General features: G+C 70.4%; 13 protein-coding genes and 1 pseudogene. 3 read left to right on the forward strand and 11 right to left on the reverse strand.

What is annotated here, in order from left to right; translation table 11 throughout:
* Positions 1 to 115 precede the first annotated feature (115 nt).
* Positions 116 to 4402, reverse strand: coding sequence for a galactose-binding domain-containing protein (locus BHU15_RS16295; protein WP_069627855.1), 4287 nt, complete (start codon positions 4400 to 4402; stop codon positions 116 to 118).
* Positions 4403 to 4747: 345 nt separating this feature from the next.
* Between BHU15_RS16295 and BHU15_RS16300 the strand changes: the two genes are divergently transcribed.
* Together BHU15_RS16300 and BHU15_RS16305 are read left to right on the forward strand one after the other, a co-directional pair.
* Positions 4748 to 6424: a sensor histidine kinase gene (locus tag BHU15_RS16300; protein ID WP_069627856.1), complete on the forward strand. Its 1677-nt coding sequence runs from the start codon at positions 4748 to 4750 to the stop codon at positions 6422 to 6424.
* Positions 6421 to 7101: a response regulator gene (locus BHU15_RS16305; RefSeq protein WP_069627857.1), complete on the forward strand. Its 681-nt coding sequence runs from the start codon at positions 6421 to 6423 to the stop codon at positions 7099 to 7101. The genes BHU15_RS16300 and BHU15_RS16305 overlap by 4 nt, the downstream gene beginning before the upstream one ends.
* A gap of 30 nt (positions 7102 to 7131) precedes the next feature.
* Here the strand turns inward: BHU15_RS16305 and BHU15_RS16310 are convergent, their stop codons facing one another.
* The 5 genes from BHU15_RS16310 to BHU15_RS16330 all read right to left on the reverse strand — a co-directional run bounded on the left by BHU15_RS16310 (position 7132) and on the right by BHU15_RS16330 (position 13533).
* Positions 7132 to 8730, reverse strand: a complete 1599-nt coding sequence (locus tag BHU15_RS16310) for a monocarboxylic acid transporter (RefSeq protein WP_069627858.1) — start codon at positions 8728 to 8730, stop codon at positions 7132 to 7134.
* Complete coding sequence (locus tag BHU15_RS16315) at positions 8727 to 9281, reverse strand: DUF485 domain-containing protein (RefSeq protein ID WP_069627859.1); 555 nt, start codon at positions 9279 to 9281, stop codon at positions 8727 to 8729. Before BHU15_RS16315 ends, BHU15_RS16310 begins: the two co-directional genes overlap by 4 nt.
* Positions 9282 to 9378: 97 nt before the next feature.
* A complete protein-coding gene (locus BHU15_RS16320; RefSeq protein WP_069627860.1) occupies positions 9379 to 10059 on the reverse strand; it encodes a response regulator in 681 nt (226 codons plus the stop codon).
* Entirely contained in the window at positions 10056 to 11276 is a 1221-nt protein-coding gene (locus BHU15_RS16325) for a sensor histidine kinase (RefSeq protein ID WP_069627861.1), read from the reverse strand. The genes BHU15_RS16320 and BHU15_RS16325 overlap by 4 nt, the downstream gene beginning before the upstream one ends.
* Positions 11277 to 11406: 130 nt before the next feature.
* Positions 11407 to 13533 (reverse strand): DNA gyrase/topoisomerase IV subunit B, encoded by a 2127-nt coding sequence (locus tag BHU15_RS16330; RefSeq protein ID WP_069627862.1) that lies wholly within the window; start codon positions 13531 to 13533, stop codon positions 11407 to 11409.
* A 433-nt stretch (positions 13534 to 13966) separates the two neighbouring features.
* Here BHU15_RS16330 and BHU15_RS16335 point away from each other — a divergent pair, with 433 nt between their 5' ends.
* Positions 13967 to 14197: a DUF7455 domain-containing protein gene (locus BHU15_RS16335; protein ID WP_023538184.1), complete on the forward strand. Its 231-nt coding sequence runs from the start codon at positions 13967 to 13969 to the stop codon at positions 14195 to 14197.
* 122 nt (positions 14198 to 14319) lie between these two features.
* Here BHU15_RS16335 and BHU15_RS16340 read toward each other — a convergent pair whose 3' ends face one another.
* The 5 genes and pseudogenes from BHU15_RS16340 to BHU15_RS39265 form a co-directional block, all read right to left on the reverse strand.
* The gene (locus BHU15_RS16340) at positions 14320 to 15168 is read right to left on the reverse strand and encodes a S1 family peptidase (protein ID WP_069627863.1); all 849 of its coding nucleotides are present in this window, start codon (positions 15166 to 15168) and stop codon (positions 14320 to 14322) included.
* Positions 15169 to 15315: 147 nt separating this feature from the next.
* Positions 15316 to 16866, reverse strand: coding sequence for an RNA polymerase sigma factor (locus BHU15_RS16345; RefSeq protein WP_069627865.1), 1551 nt, complete (start codon positions 16864 to 16866; stop codon positions 15316 to 15318).
* 378 nt (positions 16867 to 17244) lie between these two features.
* Positions 17245 to 18132, reverse strand: a complete 888-nt coding sequence (locus BHU15_RS16350) for a FadR/GntR family transcriptional regulator (RefSeq protein ID WP_171908380.1) — start codon at positions 18130 to 18132, stop codon at positions 17245 to 17247.
* 159 nt (positions 18133 to 18291) lie between these two features.
* Positions 18292 to 20037 (reverse strand): ATP-binding cassette domain-containing protein, encoded by a 1746-nt coding sequence (locus BHU15_RS16355; RefSeq protein WP_069627864.1) that lies wholly within the window; start codon positions 20035 to 20037, stop codon positions 18292 to 18294.
* Between the two features lie 130 nt (positions 20038 to 20167).
* Positions 20168 to 20250, reverse strand: a pseudogene (locus tag BHU15_RS39265) (DNA hydrolase); the annotation flags it as partial.

The following is a 20250-nucleotide window of genomic DNA, read 5'->3' on the forward strand; positions in this document are numbered from 1 at the left end:
CACGCAAGACTAGCGCAAACAATGCAAGCTACTTACTTCTCAGCGTAAAGTCCCTGCACAGCCATGGTGCCGCCCGAGGGAGCCCCGGGCGGCACCACGACTCGGTTGCCGGGTGCTACGGGTTGATATGGATCTTGAAGTTGGGCGTGGTGTTCTTCACGTCCAGCGCGTTGCCGCTCAGCGTCAGACCGTTGAACGTGACCTCACCGACCGCGGGACCCTGTCCCGCCTCCGGCAGCTCGTTCGCCCACAGCCCGAAGCCGGACTTGGCATCGTAGGCGTCACCGCTCTTCTTCGCACCGGTGATGGAGATGTCGCTGAGGATGGTGTCCTTGATCGGGAACTGGGGCTGTCCTCCTACGTAGTTGGTCTGGAACATGATCCCGCTGTACGTCGGGTCGACGATGTCCACGTTGTTGATCCGGATGCCCTGGAACACCTTGGACGCGGAGAACAGCCAGATACCGGGGAACGTCTGCGCGCCCCAGAAGTGACCGCCGGCTCTGACGATCGACACGTTCTCGATCGTCGTGGGTTCGGTCCCGAAGCCGTTCATCGGATAGCCGAAGTCCAGCGAGCTGACCGTGATGCCCGAGTACACGAGCGTGTCCGCGATATGGATGTTGCGGAAGGTGTTGTTGAAGCCGCCGTAGACGGCCACACCCGCCGCGCGCCAGGTCAGGATCGACGTCAGGTTCTCGTAGACGTTGTCCTTCATGTCCGCGCCGCCGGCGTCGATCGCCGAGAACAGCGCGAAGCTGTCGTCTCCCGTGGCCCGTGCCTCGTTGTTGACCACGTGGTTGCCGGTGCTGCCGTTGGTCATGTTGATGCCGTCGGCGAACATGTTCCGGATCCGGGAGTTCTTGATGGTCATGTCGTCGGTGTTCGCGCCCCAGTAGAGGCACACCATGTGCTCGTTCCAGATGTTGTCGATCTCGATGTTCCGCACGTTCGAGAAGTCGAACACCTTGCCCGGACCGTCGATACGCGAGGTGTAGTTGCCGAAGTACGCGAAGTTCTTGAACGACGAACCCGCGGCGGCGGCCTCGGCCCGGAAGCCGATGTCGGTGTTGTCCTGCGTCGAGGGGGCGTGGAACTTCGTGTACCAGGGGCCGGCTCCGATCACCTGCACGGGCTTGCCGTACACCTGGAACTTGCTGGCCGTCTGGTAGTCACCGGCGGGCAGGTAGACACCCTTCAGGGTGCCCGTGTTGTCCATCCGGACCCGGTCCAGGGCGTTCTGCACGTCCTGGTGGGTGAATCCGGCCGGGACCGTGTACGTGGCGGGGTCCGGGTTCGCGACCGGCGCGACCTGCTCCAGGTTGATGAAGTCGATCGCGTACGTGGTGTTGTTGGCCGCGTCCTTCTGGAGCTTGATCTTGCTGCCCGCCGGGACGGTCTTGCCCAGCATCACGTTCGCCTCGTCGTAGATGTGACGGGGCGCGCCCTGGCCCGGGGAGTTGCCCGGTCCCGCCTCGGCGCCGTACAGCCAAGCGTACTTGGACGTGAGGTCGATCGCCTTCAGGAAGACGCCGTCCACATAGACGTTGAGCGTGGAGTTGATGCCCCCGCCGCCCGCGGAGTCGGGGATGGAGAAGCGGGTGACCAGGGTGTTGGTGCTGGCCCGGGTGGTGAACTCGACGAACTCGCCGGTCGCGTCGAGGTTGACGGCCCGGCGGCCGGACGCCTCGCCCGCGATGTCGCCGATCGTCCTGTTGGGGCCGACCTTCGTCGCGCCGCCGCCGGTGGTGCCGTCCTCGGCCTCGTACATGTCGAACGGCATGCTCGCGCCGCGGCCGACGAACAGCGACTGGCTGCTCGTGTTGTTCTCGCGCTTGACCGGCACCTCGTTCGCGTCGTCGGCGAGGACGACCTTCACGGTGTACGAGCCGTTGGCGGCGGCCCAGGTCCCGAGTGCGACCGCCGGCGCGGTGGCGCCCGCCGCGATGACTCCGCTGTGCGCGCCGGTGAGGGTCTTCACCGTGGCGCCCTCGGAGTTGACGACGGTCAGGGTGATGCCGTGGCTGCCGCCCGCGGAGGCGACGGTGCCCTGGTTCTTGATGGAGACGGAGAAGTTGACCGTGTCTCCGGCCGCCGGGGCGGACGGGGAGGTGCCGAGTGTCGCCACCAGGTCGGAGCTGGCGACCGGCTTGACCACCAGTGGCGCGGAGGCGGTGTAGGTGTTGTTGGTCTCGTTCTGCTCGATCACCGCGTCCGCCACGTCGGCGACCGCGCTGAGTTCGTAGGAACCGGCGTCGCGCGGACCGATCGCGGCGCTGACATTGGCCGAGGCGCCGGGGGCGAGGGTGCCCACCGCCGCGGTGCCGACCTTGGAGTCACCGAGGCGGAACTCCAGCGAGCTGGCCCCCGCGGCGACCGTGCCGTTGTTGCGTACCGTCGCCGTCAGGGTGATCGGGTTCGACTCGACCGGCTCGGCGGGGGCCGCGGTCACGGCCGTGACCTGGAGGTCCGGGTTGGGCGCCGGCTCGCCGAGCACCTGGAACTCGGCCACCTGGCCCGCGCCGGCGCCGGTGTTGGAGGTGAACTTGAGCTGGACGTCCGCGACGTTCCCGGAGACCGGGATGGTCACCTGGTTCCCGGAGGCCGGGCTGAACGCGTAGTCCTTCGCGGCGGCCAGGCTGGTGAAGCCCGTGGCGCTCTGCTCGCGCCCCAGCACCTGGATGTTCTGGGTACGCGGTCCCCAGCTGCTGTCCGGGTTGAGCTTGACGACGACGCTCTCGGTGGCGGCGTTGGCGCCCAGCTTCACGGTCAGCGTGTTGGGGTAACTGCCCCCGGCGCCTTCCCAGTAGGTCGACGTCGAGTTGTCGTTGGCGTTGGCCGCGACGAACGTGTGGACCACGGAGGACGCGCTGATCGGCTTGCCGACGGCCAGGTTGGAGACCGATCCCGTGCTGCCGGTGCGGATGACCGTGTTGCTGTTGCCCGACCGGTTGCCCGCCGCGTCCTTGGCCCGTACGAAGTACGAGACCGTGGTGCTGGCCGGCTGGGTGTCGGTGAAGGTCAGCACGTTGCCCGCGACGGTGTCGCGCAGCACGTTGTTGGCGTAGATCTCGTAGCCGGTGACCGCCGTGTTGTCGCTCGACGCCTGCCAGGTGAGCTTGACCTGGGTCGGCGAGGGCGTGGAGTGGGCGAGACCGGTGGGCGCGGTCGGCGCCTGGGTGTCGCCGCCCGGGGGCTTACGGGTCACGGTGTTGCTGTTGCCCGACACGTTGCCCGCGGCGTCCTTGGCCCGTACGTAGTACGAGACGTCGGCGTTGCCCGGCTGGGTGTCGGTGAAGGTGGTGACGTTGCCGGCGACGCTGGTGCGCAGCACGTTGTTGGCGTAGATGTCGTAGCCGGTGACCGCGGTGTTGTCGGTCGACGCCTTCCAGGTCAGTTTGATCTGGCCGGAGGCGGGCTCGGTGAACGCCAGCTCGGTGGGCGCGGTCGGCGCCTGCGTGTCGCCCGTCTCGGGGCCGTAGATCTCCAGCTCGGAGATCTGGGCGCCGGGCTGCTCGGAGTTGGCGGTGACCAGAACCCGTACGTAACGCGTGGTGGTGGCGTCGAAGGGGATCGTCACCGTGTTCCCGGACCCGGGCGCGAACTGGTACGCCTTGGAGGTCGTGAGGTCGGTGAAGGCCGTGCCGTTGGTGCTGCCCTGGAGCGTGAGGGTCTGGCTGCGGGCGCCCCAGCCGTCGGGCAGTTTCAGGACGACGCTGTTGACGCCGACGGACGAGCCGAGGTCGGCCTGGAGCCACTGCGGGAAGGCGCCGTTACGGCTCTCCCAGTAGCTGGCCTTGTTGCCGTCGTTGGCGTTGGCCGCCGCGTACACCTCGGTGTGGCTGCTCTCGGTGAGCGTGCGGCCGGCGGCGAGGTTCACCGAAGCGGCGGCGGCCTTGTGGACCTGGAGCTCGGCGAGCTGGCCCGCGGACGCCACGGAGTTCTTCGTGATGTTCACGCGGACGTAACGCGTCCGGGTGGCGGGGAACGAGATATTGACCTTGTTGGCCTCGCCCGGACTGAAGGTGTACGAGGCGGAGGTCTTCAGGGTCGAGAAGCTGGTGCCGTCGGCACTGCCCTGAACGGCGAGGGTCTGGCGCCGGGTCTCCCAGTCGGCGGGGAGTTTCAGCGTGACCTGGTCGATCCGGGCGGCGGAGCCCAGATCGGTCTGGACCCACTGGGGGAGGCTCTTGCCGGAGCCCTGCCAGTAGGTGGACTGGTTGCCGTCCGCGACCATCCGGGCGGAGTGGTCGCTTTTCGCGCTGCTCGCCGCCGCGGTACTGCCCGCGGCGATGTTGGGGCCGTCGGCCGCCGAGGCGGTGAGCGACGGCACGCCGACCATCAGGAGACTGGTGGTGACGGCGGCGGCGATCGCCCGCCATCTCCATCGATGAGATCTCATGTATCCCCGATCTTCGGCCTCGGCGCGGGGGCGGCGAGGCGCGGCTCTGTCTGCATGGCTGGTGCCACCTGGCTGGTGCGACAAGCGTTTTCTGCACTGACGAGCGGGATCTTTTGCGTTATGCGGTCAGAGAGTTGCAGAGAAATGCGAGAGCGTCCACCGCTCCGACAGAACCAAGTCGGCCGTTCTCTGGCTCGAAAAGACTCAATCCGGACCCACCGGCCCCTATCAGTCAGCTTTCCAGCGAACTTTCACGACGTCGCAAGCAGCCCGCAAATCACGTAAGTCATTTGCGTCATTCTGAAAATTTCAGAAAGACACCTGGGCGGTCTACCGTTCTGGACCATGAGCGCCGGATCGACGACCCCCCAGCGACGACGGCGATTCGGCTGGCCACGGCGCGTCTTCTCCCAGGTGCTGCTGATGCAGCTCGCCATCGCCGCGGGCACCGCCGTGCTCGCCACCGGACTGTTCCTCAGACCGCTGAGCGACCAGCTCGACGACCAGGCGATGCGCCGCGCCCTCGCGATCGCCGAGACGACCGCCTCCGAGCCCGTGGCGCGGTCGCTGCTGGCGTCGCGGCCCTCGGTGGACGGGCCGGTGCAGGCGGAGGCCGAACGCATCAGACGGGCCACCGGCGCCGAGTACGTCGTGATCATGGACAGGCGCGGGGTGCGCTGGTCACACACCGACACCGGCGAGATAGGCAAGGTCGTCTCCACCGACCCCAGCGAGGCGATCGCCGGCAAGGACGTCATGGAGATCGACAGCGGCACCCTCGGCCGCTCGGCGCGCGGCAAGGTCCCGCTGCGCGACGCGTCGGGGAAGATCATCGGCGCGGTCTCGGTCGGCATCGCGTACGACAGCGTCCGCGAGCGCCTGCTCGCGACGATCCCCGGACTCCTCGCGTACGCGGGCGGCGCACTCGCCGTGGGCGCGCTGGCCGCGTATCTGATCTCCAGGCGGCTCCAGCGCCAGACCCACGACCTGGCCTTCTCCGACATCTCGGCGCTGCTCGTGGAACGCGAGGCGATGCTGCACAGCCTGCGTGAGGGCGTGATCGCGCTCGACGGCGCGGGGCGGATCCGGCTGATGAACGACGAGGCGCAGCGGCTGCTGGGCCTGGGTCCCGAGGCCACCGGACAGCCGCTGGACGTGGTGCTGGGCCCCGGCCGTACCACCGACGTCCTCGCGGGCCGGGTGGCCGGCGAGGACCTGCTGGCCGTGAGCGGCGGCCGGGTGCTCATCGCCAACCGGATGCCGACGGACGACGGCGGCGCGGTCGCCACCCTCCGTGACCGTACGGAGCTGGAACAGCTCGGCCGGGAACTGGACGCCACCCGCGGTCTCATCGACGCGCTGCGCGCGCAGGACCACGAGCACGCCAACCGGATGCACACGCTGATGGGGCTGCTGGAGCTGGAGATGCACGAGGAGGCGGTGGAGTTCGTGACCGAGGTCGTCGGGGTGCACCGGGCGACCGCCGAGCAGGTCACCGAGCGGATCCACGACCCGCTGCCGGCCGCGCTGCTGGTCGGCAAGGCCACCGTCGCCGCCGAGCGGGGCGTCTCGCTGCGTATCTCGCCCGCCACCCTGCTGCCCGACCGGCTCGTCGACCCGCAGGGGCTGGTCACGGTGCTGGGCAATCTCGTGGACAACGCGCTGGACGCGGCGGCCGGCTCCGAGGACCCGCGCATCGAGGTGGAGGTACGGGCCGAAGGCCGCACCGTCGTCCTGCGGATCTCCGACAGCGGCCCCGGAGTCCCGCCCGAGCAGCGCGAACTGGTCTTCGCGGAAGGCTGGACGACGAAGGAACTGCCCGCCCACGGCAGGCGCGGACTGGGTCTCGCCCTGGTCCGCAGGCTCGCCGAGCGGCAGGGCGGCAGCGCGCGGGTCGGCGAGTCCGCCGACGGGGGCGCGGAGTTCACCGTCGTACTGCCGGAGGCACTGACCGAGGAGGCGGACGCGGACGAACGCGTGGGCGGTCCGGCGGAGCCCGTCACCACAGGAGAGACACGATGATCGACGTACTGGTCGTGGACGACGACATCCGGGTCGCCGACATCAACACCGCCTATGTGGCGAAGGTCGCCGGCTTCCGGGTCGTCGCCAAGGCCCACTCGGGGACGGAGGCACTCACCCAGCTCACCGAGCGGCCCGTCGACCTGATCCTGCTGGACCACTATCTGCCCGACCGCAACGGGCTCTCCGTCGTCCAGGAACTGCGCGGGCTCGGCCACCGCACCGACGTGATCATGGTGACCGCCGCGCGTGACGTGGCCACCGTGCAGTCGGCGATGCGCCACGGGGCGCTCCAGTATCTGGTCAAGCCGTTCAACTTCGCCGGGCTGCGCACCAAGCTTGAGGCGTACGCGTCGCTGCGCCGGGCGCTGGAGAGCGGCGGCGAGGCCGAACAGGCCGACGTGGACCGGATGTTCGGCGCGCTGTCGGCGTCGTCCGCGCCGCCCGAGCTGCCCAAGGGGCACTCGCCGAGCACCGCCGAGGTGGTGCGCCAGGTGCTGCTCGGCGCCGAACGGCCGCTCTCCGCGCACGAGATCGCGGAGAGCGCGGGGATGAGCCGGCAGACGGCGCAGCGGTATCTCAAGCTGCTGGAGCGGGCGGGGCGGGTACGGCTCAGCCTGCGGTACGGCGAGACGGGGCGCCCCGAGCACCGGTACGCGTGGGCGACGAGCGGCTGAGCAGGGTTGCCTGGACCTGCCGGGGCCTGGTCAGACCGCGCCCGCTCCGGTGAGCGAGCGCACCTCGGACTCCGCGTGCCTGGCCTCGTCCGGGCGTTCACGGGAGAGGACCGTGCCGAGCCAGCCCGCCAGGAAGCCGAGCGGGATCGAGACCAGGCCCGGGTTCTGGAGCGGGAAGACCTGGAAGTCGACGCCCGGGAAGATCGCCGCCGGGCTGCCGGAGACGACGGGTGAGAACACCACCAGCAGCACGGCCGGCACCAGCCCCCCGTACACCGACCAGACCGCTCCTCGCGTGGTGAAGTTCCGCCAGAACAGCGAGTAGAGCAGTACGGGGAGGTTGGCGGAGGCGGCGACGGCGAACGCGAGCCCGACGAGGAAGGCCACGTTGAGATCGCGGGCGAGCAGCCCGAGCGCGATGGCGACGGCTCCGATGCCGGCCGCCGCGAGCCGGGCCACGGCGACCTCGCCGCGCGGCTTTCGCGCGCGTCCCGGCCGCTTGAGCGAGGCGTACAGATCGTGCGCGACCGAGGCCGACGAGGCGAGCGTGATGCCCGCGACGACGGCGAGGATCGTCGCGAAGGCGACGGCGGCGACCACGGCGAAGAGAACCGTTCCGCCGGTCGAACCCGCGCCGCCGCCCAGGTCCAGGGCGAGCAGCGGCACCGCCGTGTTCCCCGCCGCGCTCGACGCGCGGACCTCGTCCGTACCGACCAGGGCCGCGGCGCCGAAGCCGAGCACGATCGTCATCAGGTAGAAGCCGCCGATGAGCCCGATGGCCCAGACGACGGACCGGCGCGCGGCGCGGGCGGTCGGCACGGTGTAGAAGCGGGAGAGGATGTGCGGCAGTCCGGCCGTACCGAGCACCAGGGCGAGCCCCAGGCTCATGAAGTCGAAGCGCGCGGTCCAGCCGCCGCCGTAGGCGAGACCGGGGGCGAGGAACTCCTTCCCGTGGCCGCTGCGTTCGGCGGCGGTCGTGAGCAGCGCGTCGAAGTCGCCGTGGAATCGCAGCAGTACGAGCACGGTCAGCGCGAGGGTGCCGGCCATCAGCAGCACGGCCTTGACGATCTGGATCCAGGTGGTGGCCCGCATCCCGCCGAGTGTCACATAGACGACCATCAGCGCGCCGACGCCGATCACCGTCCACGCGCGCGCCGCCTCGCTCGTGCCGCCGAGCAGCAGCGCGACCAGGCTGCCCGCGCCGACCATCTGCGCCACCAGGTAGAGGACCGACACCGCGACGGAGGACGTCCCGGCCGCGATCCTGACCGGGCGCTCCCGCATCCGCGCGGCGACGACGTCGGCCAGTGTGAACCGGCCGCAGTTGCGGACGAGTTCGGCCACCAGCAGCAGGACGACGAGCCAGGCGACGAGGAAGCCGACGGAGTAGAGCATGCCGTCGTAGCCGAAGAGGGCGATGAGGCCGGAGATGCCGAGGAAGGAGGCGGCCGACATGTAGTCGCCCGCGATGGCGAAACCATTCTCCATGGGCGAGAAGAGCCGTCCGCCCGTGTAGAACTCCTCCGCCGAGCCGTGCCGGTGGCGGCTCACCCAGGTGGTGATGCCGAGGGTGACGGCGACGAACGCGCTGAACAGCAGCAGCGCCAGGGTCTGGTGGTCGCCGCTCATCGCCGCCGCTCCCCTGCCGCCGCCCGGTGTTCCTCGGCCCTCGTCCGGTGTTCCTCTGACCTCGTCCGGTCGAAGACGCTCCAGCGCAGGTCGAGCGCGTCCCGGTCCCGGTGCAGCCGGGCATGGCGGGCGTACGCCCAGGTCAGCAGGAAGGTGCTGAGGAACTGGCCCAATCCGGCGACCATCGCCACATTCACGGCCCCCACCACCGGGCGCGCCATCAGACCGGGCGCCGTGGTGGCGGTGACGACATACGCCAGGTACCAGAGCAGGAAGGCGAGGGTGGCCGGGCCGACGAACCGGCGGTAGCGGCGCCGTACCTGCTGGAAGGCGGCGCTCCGCTGGACCTCCAGATAGATCTCGGCCGCGCCGGGCCGGGCCGCGTGCCCGTCCGCCGCGCCGGTCCCGGCCGGGCTCCCGGCCGCGGCAGGCGCGACGGGTGTCGTCGGTGTGCCCGTGCCGTCCAGTTCGCCCCAGCCGGAGGCCGGCGCGTCGTACCAGGGGTCGTCGGTCCGCAACTCCGCGGCGACGCGCCCGTCCTGCTTCTCCACCGGTCAACTCTCCTTGTCAGCGGGCCATTTCGGCCGCGCCCCAAGGATGGTCAGAACGGGAGGATCCCGGACTCCAGTCCGCTTCGGCTTCACCCCATCAGGTGATATTTGTCCCGGGTGGCCGGATGAGCCCGTGCTGATAGGCGTAGCGGACCGCCTGCGCCCGGTCGCGTACCCCGGACTTGGCGAAGATGTTGTTGATGTGGGTCTTCACCGTGGCCGGTCCGATGTGCAGCCGCCGGGCGATCTCCTGGTTGGAGAGACCTTCGGCGACCAGGGTCAGCACCTCGCTCTCGCGGGCGGTGAGCCCGTCGGGAGCCGTCGCGCGCTCCGGTACGACGGGGGCCGCGCTCACCCGCTCCAGCAGCCGCCGCTGCACACCGGGGGCGAGTCCGGCGTCCCCGGCCATGACGTCCTGAACGGCCTTGACGATCTCCTCGCCGCCCGCGTCCTTGGTCAGATAGCCGCGCGCGCCGGCCCGCAGGGCGGGGAACAGCGAGTCGTCGTCGGCGTAGGTGGTGAGCACCACGACCTGGGTCGCCGGATGGCGCTCGCGGATACGGCGCGTCGCCTCGACCCCGTCGCAGCGCGGCATGCGCAGGTCCATCAGGACGACGTCGGGGGCCAGTTCACCGACGAGGGCCACCGCCTCCTCGCCGTCCTTCGCCGCGCCGACGACCTCGATGCCGGGCAGCAGCCCGAGCAGCATGACAATGCCCTCGCGCACCACGGCCTGGTCGTCGGCGACGATCACCCGGGCGGTCGCCGGGGCGCTCACGCGGGCACTCGCAGGCGCACGGTGAAGCCCTTCGTCCCGGGCCGGCCGCACCGGCCGGAGCCGTACGGATCCTCGTCCGCCCCGGCGTCCTCGTCGACCGAGGCCGTGGGGCCCGCCTCCAGGCTGCCGCCGAGCAGTTCGGCGCGCTCCCGCATCCCCAGGAGGCCGTATCCGGAGCCGGAGGCGCCGAGTTCGGAACCGGGCTCCTCCGTTCCCTCGTCGCGTATCTCCAGGGTCACCGCGCCCTCCCCGTACTCAAGTCGCATCGTCACGGCCGCGCCCGGGGCGTGCTTGCGCGCGTTCGTCACCGCCTCCTGCGCGACGCGCCGGACCGCCTGCGAGGCGTCGGCGGCCAGCAGCCGTGACTCCCCCGCGAATTCGGCCCGCACCCCGTCGACCGCCAGCTCCCGCAGATAGTCCTCCACGGGGGCCAGCCCGCCACGGAGCGCGGCGAGCGCCTGACGTGTCTCGACCAGACCGAGCCTGGCCATGCCCCGCGCCTCCACCACGCGCCGCAGCACCTGCTCGCGGTCGTACCCGCCCTCGATCTGGAGGCGCGCGGCCTCCAGATGCACGAGTTGGGCCGAGAGGCTGTGGGCCAGCACGTCATGTATCTCGCGGGCGATCCTGGCCCGCTCGGCCAGCGCCGCCGACTCCGCCTCGGCCGCCCGCGCGGCACGCTCCTGCGCCAGCAGCAGGAATCCGGCGGCGCGCGCCTGGCCGTCGAGCCGCAGCGTGTAGCCGCCGAGCAGGACGGCGCCCATGGTCACCATCGTGTCGAGGAGACTCCCGACCTCCGCCAGCAGGATGATCGCCAACAGCACCGCCCAGACACCGACGGCCGGCGCCGGCGGCAGTCCCCTCAGCGCGAGAAAGGCGATCAGGACCCAGAGCAGCACGGCCGTCCCGTCGGCCCCCGCCCCGTACGCCCCGCCGCCCAGCAGCGCGAGCACCAGCAGCGGCGCGAGCGAGGGAAGCAGCCGTCTCGCCACGGTCCACCGGTGGAAGAGCAGCGCGGCTCCGGCGAAGCAGAGCAGGCCCAGCGGGGGCAGCGCCACCCCCCAGCCGTGGAAGACCTTCGCGGCGTACGCGCTCATGACGAGCCAGCAGGCGAGCGCGGCCCACAGCAGGACGTCCAGCGCGGTCCTGACGGGCGGCACCCCCACGCGGGTCAGCGCCTCCTTGCTCGGCCACCCGGTCATGGCACCGATCGACATGCGAAGCCCCTTCTCTCGGCTTCGATGCTACGGAGCGCGACGGCCCGCCGAATCCCCTTGTGGGGGGAGTGGGGAACGGCGCCGGGCTCCACCCGTGGGTGGAGCCCGGCGCCGTGTGTGCTCCGTGGGCTCAGACGTCGATCCTGGCGCGGTCCAGCGTCGCGGCGGAGCTGGTGATGAACTCCTTGCGCGGCGCGACCTCGTTGCCCATGAGCAGGTCGAAGACCTGCTCGGACGATTCGAGGTCCCCGATGTTGATGCGCCGCAGCGTGCGGTGGCGCGGGTCCATCGTGGTCTCGGCCAGCTGGTCGGCGTCCATCTCGCCGAGGCCCTTGTAGCGCTGGATGGAGTCCTTGTAGCGCACGTTCTTGCGCTGGAACTCCAGGAGCGTCTGCCGCAGCTCGTTGTCCGAGTACGTGTACACGTACTTGTCCTGGCCCTTCTTGGGCTGCACCAGCTCCACCCGGTGCAGGGGCGGGACCGCCGCGAACACGCGGCCCGCCTCCACCATCGGGCGCATGTAGCGCTGGAACAGCGTCAGCAGCAGACAGCGGATGTGGGCCCCGTCGACATCGGCGTCGACCAGCAGCACGATCTTGCCGTAGCGGGCGGCGTCGATGTCGAACGTCCTGCCCGAACCCGCCCCTATGACCTGGATGATCGCGCCGCACTCGGCGTTCTTCAGCATGTCGGAGACGGACGACTTCTGGACGTTGAGGATCTTTCCCCGGATCGGCAGCAGCGCCTGGAACTCGCTGTTCCGGGCGAGCTTGGCCGTACCGAGCGCCGAGTCGCCCTCGACGATGAACAGCTCGCTGCGCTCGACGTCGTCACTGCGGCAGTCGGCGAGCTTGGCCGGCAGCGAGGAGGTCTCCAGCGCCGTCTTCCTGCGCTGGGCGTCCTTGTGCTGACGGGCGGCGATACGCGTACGGGCGGCGGCGACGGCCTTCTCCAGCACCGCGCGGGCCTGCGCCTTCGCGTCGCGCTTGGTCGACGTCAGGAACTCCTTGAGCTCCTTGGCCACGACGGCCGCGACGATCCGGTTGGCCGCCGACGTCCCCAGGATCTCCTTGGTCTGCCCCTCGAACTGCGGCTCGGCCAGCCGCACCGTGACCACGGCCGTGAGCCCTTCCAGGGCGTCGTCCTTGACGACGTCGTCCTCGGCGACGCGCAGCAGCTTCGACGAGCGAAGCGCCTCGTTGACGGTCTTGGTCACCGCCCGCTCGAAGCCCGTCATGTGCGTGCCGCCCTTGGGGGTGGCGATGATGTTGACGTAGGAGCGCATCGTGGTGTCGTACCCGGTGCCCCAGCGCAGGGCGATGTCGACGCCCAGCTCGCGGGTGACCTCGGTGGGCGTCATGTGCCCGCGGTCGTCCAGGACGGGCACGGTCTCCTTGAAGACGCCCTGCCCGGTCAGCCGCAGCACGTCGCAGACGGCCTTGTCCTGCGCCAGGTACTCGCAGTACTCGCTGATCCCGCCGTCGTAGCGGAACGTCTCCTCGACCGTGCCGTTGCCCTCGCTCTCGCCGGCCGCCCGCTCGTCACGTACGACGATGGTCAGGCCGGGGACGAGGAAGGCGGTCTGGCGGGCCCGCTGGTGCAGTGTCTCCAGGGAGAGCCTGGCGTCCTTGAGGAAGATCTGCCGGTCGGCCCAGAACCGGGTGCGTGTGCCGGTGCGCGTCTTGGGCACCCGCTTGCCCTTGAGCAGGCCGTTCGCCGGGTCGAAGGGGGCGTCGGGGCCCGATTCCGTGAAGATGCCGGGGACGCCCCGGCGGAAGCTGATGGCGTGGGTGGCGCCGTTGAGGTCGACCTCGATGTCCAGCCGGGCGGAGAGCGCGTTCACGACGGAGGCGCCCACGCCGTGCAGACCGCCGGAGGCCGCGTACGCGCCGCCGCCGAACTTTCCGCCCGCGTGCAGCTTGGTCATCACGACCTCGACGCCGGAGAGGCCGGTCTTGGGCTCGATGTCGACGGGGATGCCCCGGCCGTTGTCCTTGATCTCGACGGAGCCGTCCTCGTGGAGGATGACGTCGATACGGTCGCAGTAGCCGCCCAGGGCCTCGTCGACGGAGTTGTCGATGATCTCCCAGAGGCAGTGCATCAGGCCGCGGCTGTCCGTCGACCCGATGTACATGCCGGGTCGCTTCCGGACCGCTTCGAGCCCCTCAAGGACGAGCAGGTGCCGCGCGGTGTAGTTGGAACCGTCACGGTCTGCTGTCAGCAGCGCACTGGACGGCACGGACGTCTCGGCGGTCACGCGGTTCGCTCCTCGCTGAATTTGAAATGTGGCCCGAGTGGGTAAGGGCCCGGCATCGGTCGCCGCTCAGAGGGTACAGAGGCCTGGTAGAGCCGTTGTAGCGCCACCCTATTGAATTCTCATGCTAACCGAGACTCGCATGAGTGTTCGATCGCTCGATGGAGTGAAGCACACATCACGTTCCCTTCCAGGCATGAACCATTTAGGCTCCGGGCACGTCCTCATCAACAACCGGCAAGCCGGCCGGGGAGGATCGACCCTGACAAGCAACGCGAAACCGTAAAGCGAAGCAATACGGCTCATTCGCCGCCAACCGGCAGCAGACAGCCGCCTCGGGAAGAAGTTTCGAGGAAAGGCCGCGAGCGGGAACGTTTTCGGCCTGGTTGGATGTTGACCCTGGTACGACAGCTCGTCGAGCTAGAGAAGAGGCGACGTGACTACTGTTCTGACCCCCGCGAGCCCGCTGACGGCCGCTGACCGCTGCGACCGCTGCGGCGCCCAGGCATATCTGCGCGTCGTCCTGACCAGCGGTGGTGAACTGCTCTTCTGCGCCCACCACGGACGCAAGTTCGAGCCGGAACTCAAGAAGATCGCCGCGGAAATACAGGATGAGACCGACCGACTGACGGCCGTGCAGGCCGCCGCCGGTGAAGAGGAACACTGATACCTCGCATCCACGACGAGCCAAGGGCCGATCCAGGACCGGCCGACGGGCCGCCACCCCGGTTGAACCGGGATGGCGGCCCGTTCTCATTTCCCGCGTCCGGCGCTCCCGCCGCGCGGGCCTCAGCCCGCCCGGCGCGCCCCGGTGGCGGCGGCCACCTCCTCGACGGCCGAGGTGATCCGTGTGTAGACCCCCGGACTCCCGGCCCGCCCGCAGCCGCTCCCCCACGAGACCAGCCCGATGAGCCGCCCACGGGCCACCAGCGGCCCGCCACTGTCTCCCTGGCAGGCGTCGTGCCCGCCCTGGGGATCGCCGGCGCAGAGCATCGTGGAAGCCGCGTAACGGCCCCCTGAGCCTCCCGGGTAGGCGCGCTCGCACTCGGAGTCCGCCAGGACCGTCACAGGGGCTGAGCGCAGCGCGGAGGCGTACTTCCCCTCGCCGGTGGTGTCGCCCCAGCCGTACACCTTCGCCGAGGTGCCCGGAGCCAGTGCCTCCGAGCCGGGATCGGCCGGACGAACGGCGTAACGCGCGGGCAGTGCCTGCGCCAGGGTCAGCACCGCGAGGTCGGAGACGTGGGTGGCGGGCTCGTACGCCGGGTCGATCCGCACGGAACCGACCCGGATCTCCTTGCCGCCCTTCCCGCGCAGCTGCTCCCTCCCCGCGATGACCCGCAGATCGCTCACGTCCTCCGGTTTCACCCCGAGCACGTCCCGGCCCATGCAGTGCGCGGCCGTGAGCACCTTCGTGGGCGCCACGACCACGCCGCCGCAGAACTGGCCCGCGCGGGTGTCCCCGAAGCGCTCACGGCTGGAGAGGGCCACGACCCAGGGGCTCTCCTCGGTCGGCGCCGGCTCCCCGCCCACGACCACCCGGTCAGCGGCGGCCGGCACGGGGGACACGAGCGGCAGCACCGCCCCCGCGACGATCGTGGCCAGTCCTCCCGTGATCACTCGGGCAATAGGGCGTCGCATACAGGGCTCCTGACTCTCCGGTGACTCCTACTGACACAGAGTCACCCATTGAGCCGACAAACGCATCCCCGCAACGCCTGAGGGCCCGCGATCCCGGTCGGGATCGCGGGCCCTCAGAAGGGCTGTGCCATGGGCCGGGAAGCGGCCCTAGTCCAGGTAGTCGCGCAGTACCTGGGAACGTGACGGGTGGCGGAGCTTGGACATCGTCTTCGACTCGATCTGACGAATCCGCTCACGCGTCACGCCGTAGACCTTGCCGATCTCGTCCAGCGTCTTGGGCTGGCCGTCGGTGAGACCGAAGCGCATGGAGACCACGCCGGCCTCACGCTCGGAGAGCGTGTCGAGCACCGAGTGCAGCTGCTCCTGGAGAAGCGTGAAGCTGACCGCGTCGGCCGGGACGACCGCCTCGGAGTCCTCGATCAGGTCACCGAACTCGCTGTCGCCGTCCTCACCCAGGGGGGTGTGCAGCGAGATCGGCTCACGTCCGTACTTCTGGACCTCGATGACCTTCTCAGGGGTCATGTCGAGCTCCTTGGCCAGCTCCTCCGGGGTGGGCTCACGGCCCAGGTCCTGGAGCATCTGGCGCTGCACGCGCGCGAGCTTGTTGATGACCTCGACCATGTGCACCGGGATACGGATGGTGCGTGCCTGGTCGGCCATGGCGCGGGTGATCGCCTGACGGATCCACCAGGTGGCGTACGTGGAGAACTTGTAGCCCTTGGTGTAGTCGAACTTCTCGACCGCGCGGATCAGACCCAGGTTGCCCTCCTGGATCAGATCCAGGAAGAGCATGCCGCGGCCGGTGTAGCGCTTGGCCAGCGAGACCACCAGCCGGAGGTTGGCCTCCAGCAGGTGGTTCTTGGCGCGGCGCCCGTCCTCGGCGATGATCTCCAGCTCGCGCTTGAGCTTGGGGGCGAGCTTGTCGGCGTTCGCCAGCTTGTCCTCGGCGAACAGACCCGCCTCGATGCGCTTGGCGAGCTCGACCTCCTGCTCGGCGTTGAGGAGCGGGACCTTGCCGATCTGCTTGAGGTAGTCCTTGACCGGGTCGGCGGTGGCGCCCGCGACGGCGACCTGCTGGGCCGGCGCGTCGTCCTCGTCGTCGTCGGAGAGGACGAAGCCCTTGTTCTCGCCCTCGGTCTCCTCCTCCTCGCCCTTGCCGGCCTGAACCTCCTCGGGCGTCTCCTCGCCCTCGGCGGCCTCGTCGGCGTCCTTCTTGCCCGCGGTCTTCTTCGCCGCGACCTTCTTGACGGCGGTCTTCTTGGCCGCCGCCTTCTTGGCCACGGTCTTCTTCGCCGCCGCCTTCTTGGCGGGCGCGGCGCTCTCGTCGGCGGGCGTCTCGACGGTCTCGGAGACCGGGGCGGCGCTGGCCGCGACGGTCTTCGTGTGGACGGTCTTGGCGGCGACTGTCTTGGTGGCGGTGCGCTTCGCCGGGCTCTTCGCAGCGACGCTCTTACGGGCGCGCTTGGGCGACTCCGCGGCAGCACTGACCATCAGCGTCACACCCTCTTCCTCGAGGATCTGGTTGAGGCTGCGCAGAACATTCTTCCACTGGGTTGGCGGAATCTGGTCAGCCTCGAAGGCCCGACGCACGTCGTCGCCGGCGATCTGCCCATCAGCCTTTCCCCGCTCGATGAGCGCCATCACAGACTCGGACTCGGCGATCTCCGGCGGGAGCGTACGGGATGTGCTGGCCGACACGAACAACCTCTCGGAACGATGGAAACGGCTTCCGGCTCCCCCCAGGATCGGGGCGGAGCCGACGACCGTCGACTGGGGATGTGCCGACGGCGCGGGCTGGACCTCGGAGCTGGATACAGCGCCACTCCTCGTGGCGCTATTCCCTCCGTGGCTGTCACCTCTTAGGTCATCGCCCTGCCTCGCGGAGTGTTACGCCCAATCCACGTGGCCCGAGTCACACCTCATTTGCGGCAAAACAGCCAGAAGGAATTTTATCGCGCTTTCGTGCCGCCGGGCCCGGGGGTCCGGCGGCACGTGACGCGTACGCCCCCGTCCGCCTTGACCTCTGTCTTCCTGCTCGGCACCGCGGGACTCACCCTCAGTACCCCGGTGGCGCCGTCAGTGCTCGCGAGGTGCCGGAACGACCCGTTCCACTTCAGGGTGGGCCATCAGAAGCTGGCGCATGGCCGATTCGGCCGCCTGGGCGTCGCCGGCCGCCAGGGCCTCGACGATCCGCGCGTGGTGCGCCAGTGAGGCGTCGGTGGGGCGGTCGCAGCCGGTGACGGGGCCGCCGGAGACCTGGAGGGCCGCCGAGACGATCCCCGACAGGTGCTCCAGCATCCGGTTGCCTGCGAGCTGGATCAGCAGGGAGTGGAATTCGGCGTCGGCGCGGGAGAACGTGATCGAGTCGCCCTGGGCGATGGCGTGGCCCATGATCTCGACCATGTCGGCCAGCCGCTGCTGGACGTCCTCGCGGCCGTGGCCGGCGGCGAGGCGCGCGGCGAGGGGCTCGATCGTCCAGCGCAGCTCGCTCAGCTCGCGGCGCTGGTCGTCACGCTGCGGGCCGAACGCCCGCCATTCGATGATGTCGGCGTCGAGCAGGTTCCAGTCGCTGACCGGGCGGACGCGGGTGCCGACGTTGGGCCGGGCGCTGACGAGGCCCTTGGCCTCCAGGACGCGCAGCGACTCGCGGACCACCGTGCGGGAGACCTCGAAACGCTGGCCGATCTCCTCGGGTACGAGCGGCCGGTCGGCGCCCAGGTCGCCGGAGACGATCATCTGGCCGAGCTGCTGGACGAGTTGGCCGTGCAGTCCACGGCCCCGGCTGCCCGCCGAGCGCCGGCCCACCCGGCCCAACTCGTTGTCCGCGCCGTCCCACGTGGGCGCGGGGATGCGGTCGGCGCCGGGCGCCTCCGCGTAGGGGTAGCGGTCGATTCCGCCCGGGGAGGCGAGCCCTGACTCGACGGAGCGGGCGGCGGTCATCATGGTGTGCGCAAGGGTACTCACGCATCCTTTGTCGGCTCTGCTCGTCGGCCCCTTGAGGTCTTTGGTGAAAAGCACACGAAAGGGTGATCGGCGTCCGCCCTTCGATTGACGACTTATCGTAAAGAAGCGGGCGGAATCAGGGAGTTATGGGCAGGTGTGACAGCTCCGGTCGTCGAGCGATCACCAACGGGCCCTGCGGCGAAGGCTCGTGAACAGATACGCGCAGAGCAGGGCGGACAGCGACAGCGTCAAGGCCGCCCCGACGGGCTGGGCGAGGACCCGGCCGGTCGCCACCAGCCAGCGGTCGGCGGCCTCCGGCCATTGCGGCCAGGCCAGTTCACGCAGCCTGGCCGGCAGTCCGACGATCGAACGCGCCGACGGAACGGCGAGCCCCTTCTCAAGGAGGGGGACGACGACGACCGGTACGGCGAGCACGGCGGCGACCCCGGCGCCGGTGACCCGGAAGACACCGGCCCCCAGCAGACCCGCCCAGGCGCAGCCGACGGTCAGCCCGGCCCAACTGACCACGAGTGCGGGCCAGTCCGGCGGCACCACCTGCGTACCGCCTCCGTACACCAGCCGCATCGCCTGCGCGTCGGCGGCGACGGTGAGGGCCGCGAGCAGCAGGGCCGCGGTGCCGGTGACGGTGAGTTTGGCCAGCAACAGGCCGATTCGGCGCGGGACGGTGCCGCGTCCCGCGGCGAGCGCGGGGTAGCGGTACTCGTCGCCGAAGGCGAACGCGCCGAGCAGACCGGCCCCGAGGGCGGCGGGCGGCAGCGGGAGGAATCCGGGCCAGGCCGCGAGGAGGCCGGGCAGCGGGGTGTTGCCGGTGCGGGCGAGCGGCAGGGTCAGCGCGAGGGAGGCGACCAGAACGGCGACGGCGACGAGCCAGGGGGTACGAACGCCGAGGAACCGGCGGAGTTCGTACCGGAAAGGACGCAGGGGGCTGCGTACGGGCCGCGCGGGCAGTGGAGGCGGCAGGAGGCCGGAGGCGGACCGCTCGGGCGCCTGTCGCGCCACTGCGGGCGGTGACGGGTCCACGGGGGACTTCGGGCCGGTGTCCCCGGTCTCGTCGGCGAGTTGGTGGACGAGGATGCCGTGCCGGAAGGCCGTCTCGCCCAACTCGGCGCAGTTGCTGCCGAAGACGGTCAGCCGTCCGCCCGTGTCGGTGACGACCTCGACGGAGCGGCGGTCCGCGCGCGCCTCGCGGTTGACCGCGTCGGCGAGACGGGCCGCGTGCGGGGTACGGATGACGACGCGCGGACGCAGCCGGGTGCGCGCGAAGTCGGCGGCGTCCTGGTCGGCGACGAGGCGGCCTTCGTGGACGGTGACGACGCGATCGGCGGTGCGTGCGGCCTCTTTGGGGTCGCTGGTGGTGTAGAGAACGGTGCCGCCGTGCGCCGCGTGCGCCCGGAGCAGTCCGTGCAGCCAGCTGTTCTCGCGGGGCGAGAGGCCGGCGGCCGGTTCGTCGAGGACGAGCGTGTGCGGGTCGCCCAACAGGGCGGCGGCGAGGCCGAGTCTGCGGTCCATGCCGAGGGAGAGGGTGCCGAGGGGTTCGTCGCGCAGGGCTCCGATACCGACGAGGTCGAGCAGGATGTCGGCCCGCGCGGCGGGCACGCCCGCGGCGGCGCAGAGCATGCGCAGCTGCCCCCTCGCGGTACGCGCGGGGTGCCCCGGCACGTCGCCGAGCAGCACGCCGACCTCGCGGGCGGGGTGGGCGATGCGGTGGAGCGGCCGGCCCCGGAAGTAGGTGATGCCACGGCCGGATTCGAGTTCGAGCATCAGCCGCAGGGCGGTGGTCTTGCCGGCGCCCTCGGCGCCGAGGAGCGCCGTGACGCCACCGGTCCGGGCCTCGAAGGTCAGATCGTCCACGGCGGGCGGGAGATCGCGGTGGGGGTTGCTGGTGAGTCCGATGGCCTGGAGCATCGCTTCTCTCGCGGGGAGGTGTGACCGCTCGGCGGCAGGATGGGTACCGCAGCAAGATAACGCGATATGTCCGACTTGTGGCGCAGGGTTGTCGTCAGCGGGGTGGGTGTCCAGGGCCTGTCGGGCGGGATCAGACCTCTGGGCGGAGCATCGGCGGGTTGAGGACCGTGGCACCGCCCGCGCGGAACAGCTGGGCGGGCCGCCCGCCCTGTC

It is taken from the genome of Streptomyces niveus, assembly GCF_001723055.1.
GTDB lineage: Bacteria > Actinomycetota > Actinomycetes > Streptomycetales > Streptomycetaceae > Streptomyces > Streptomyces niveus.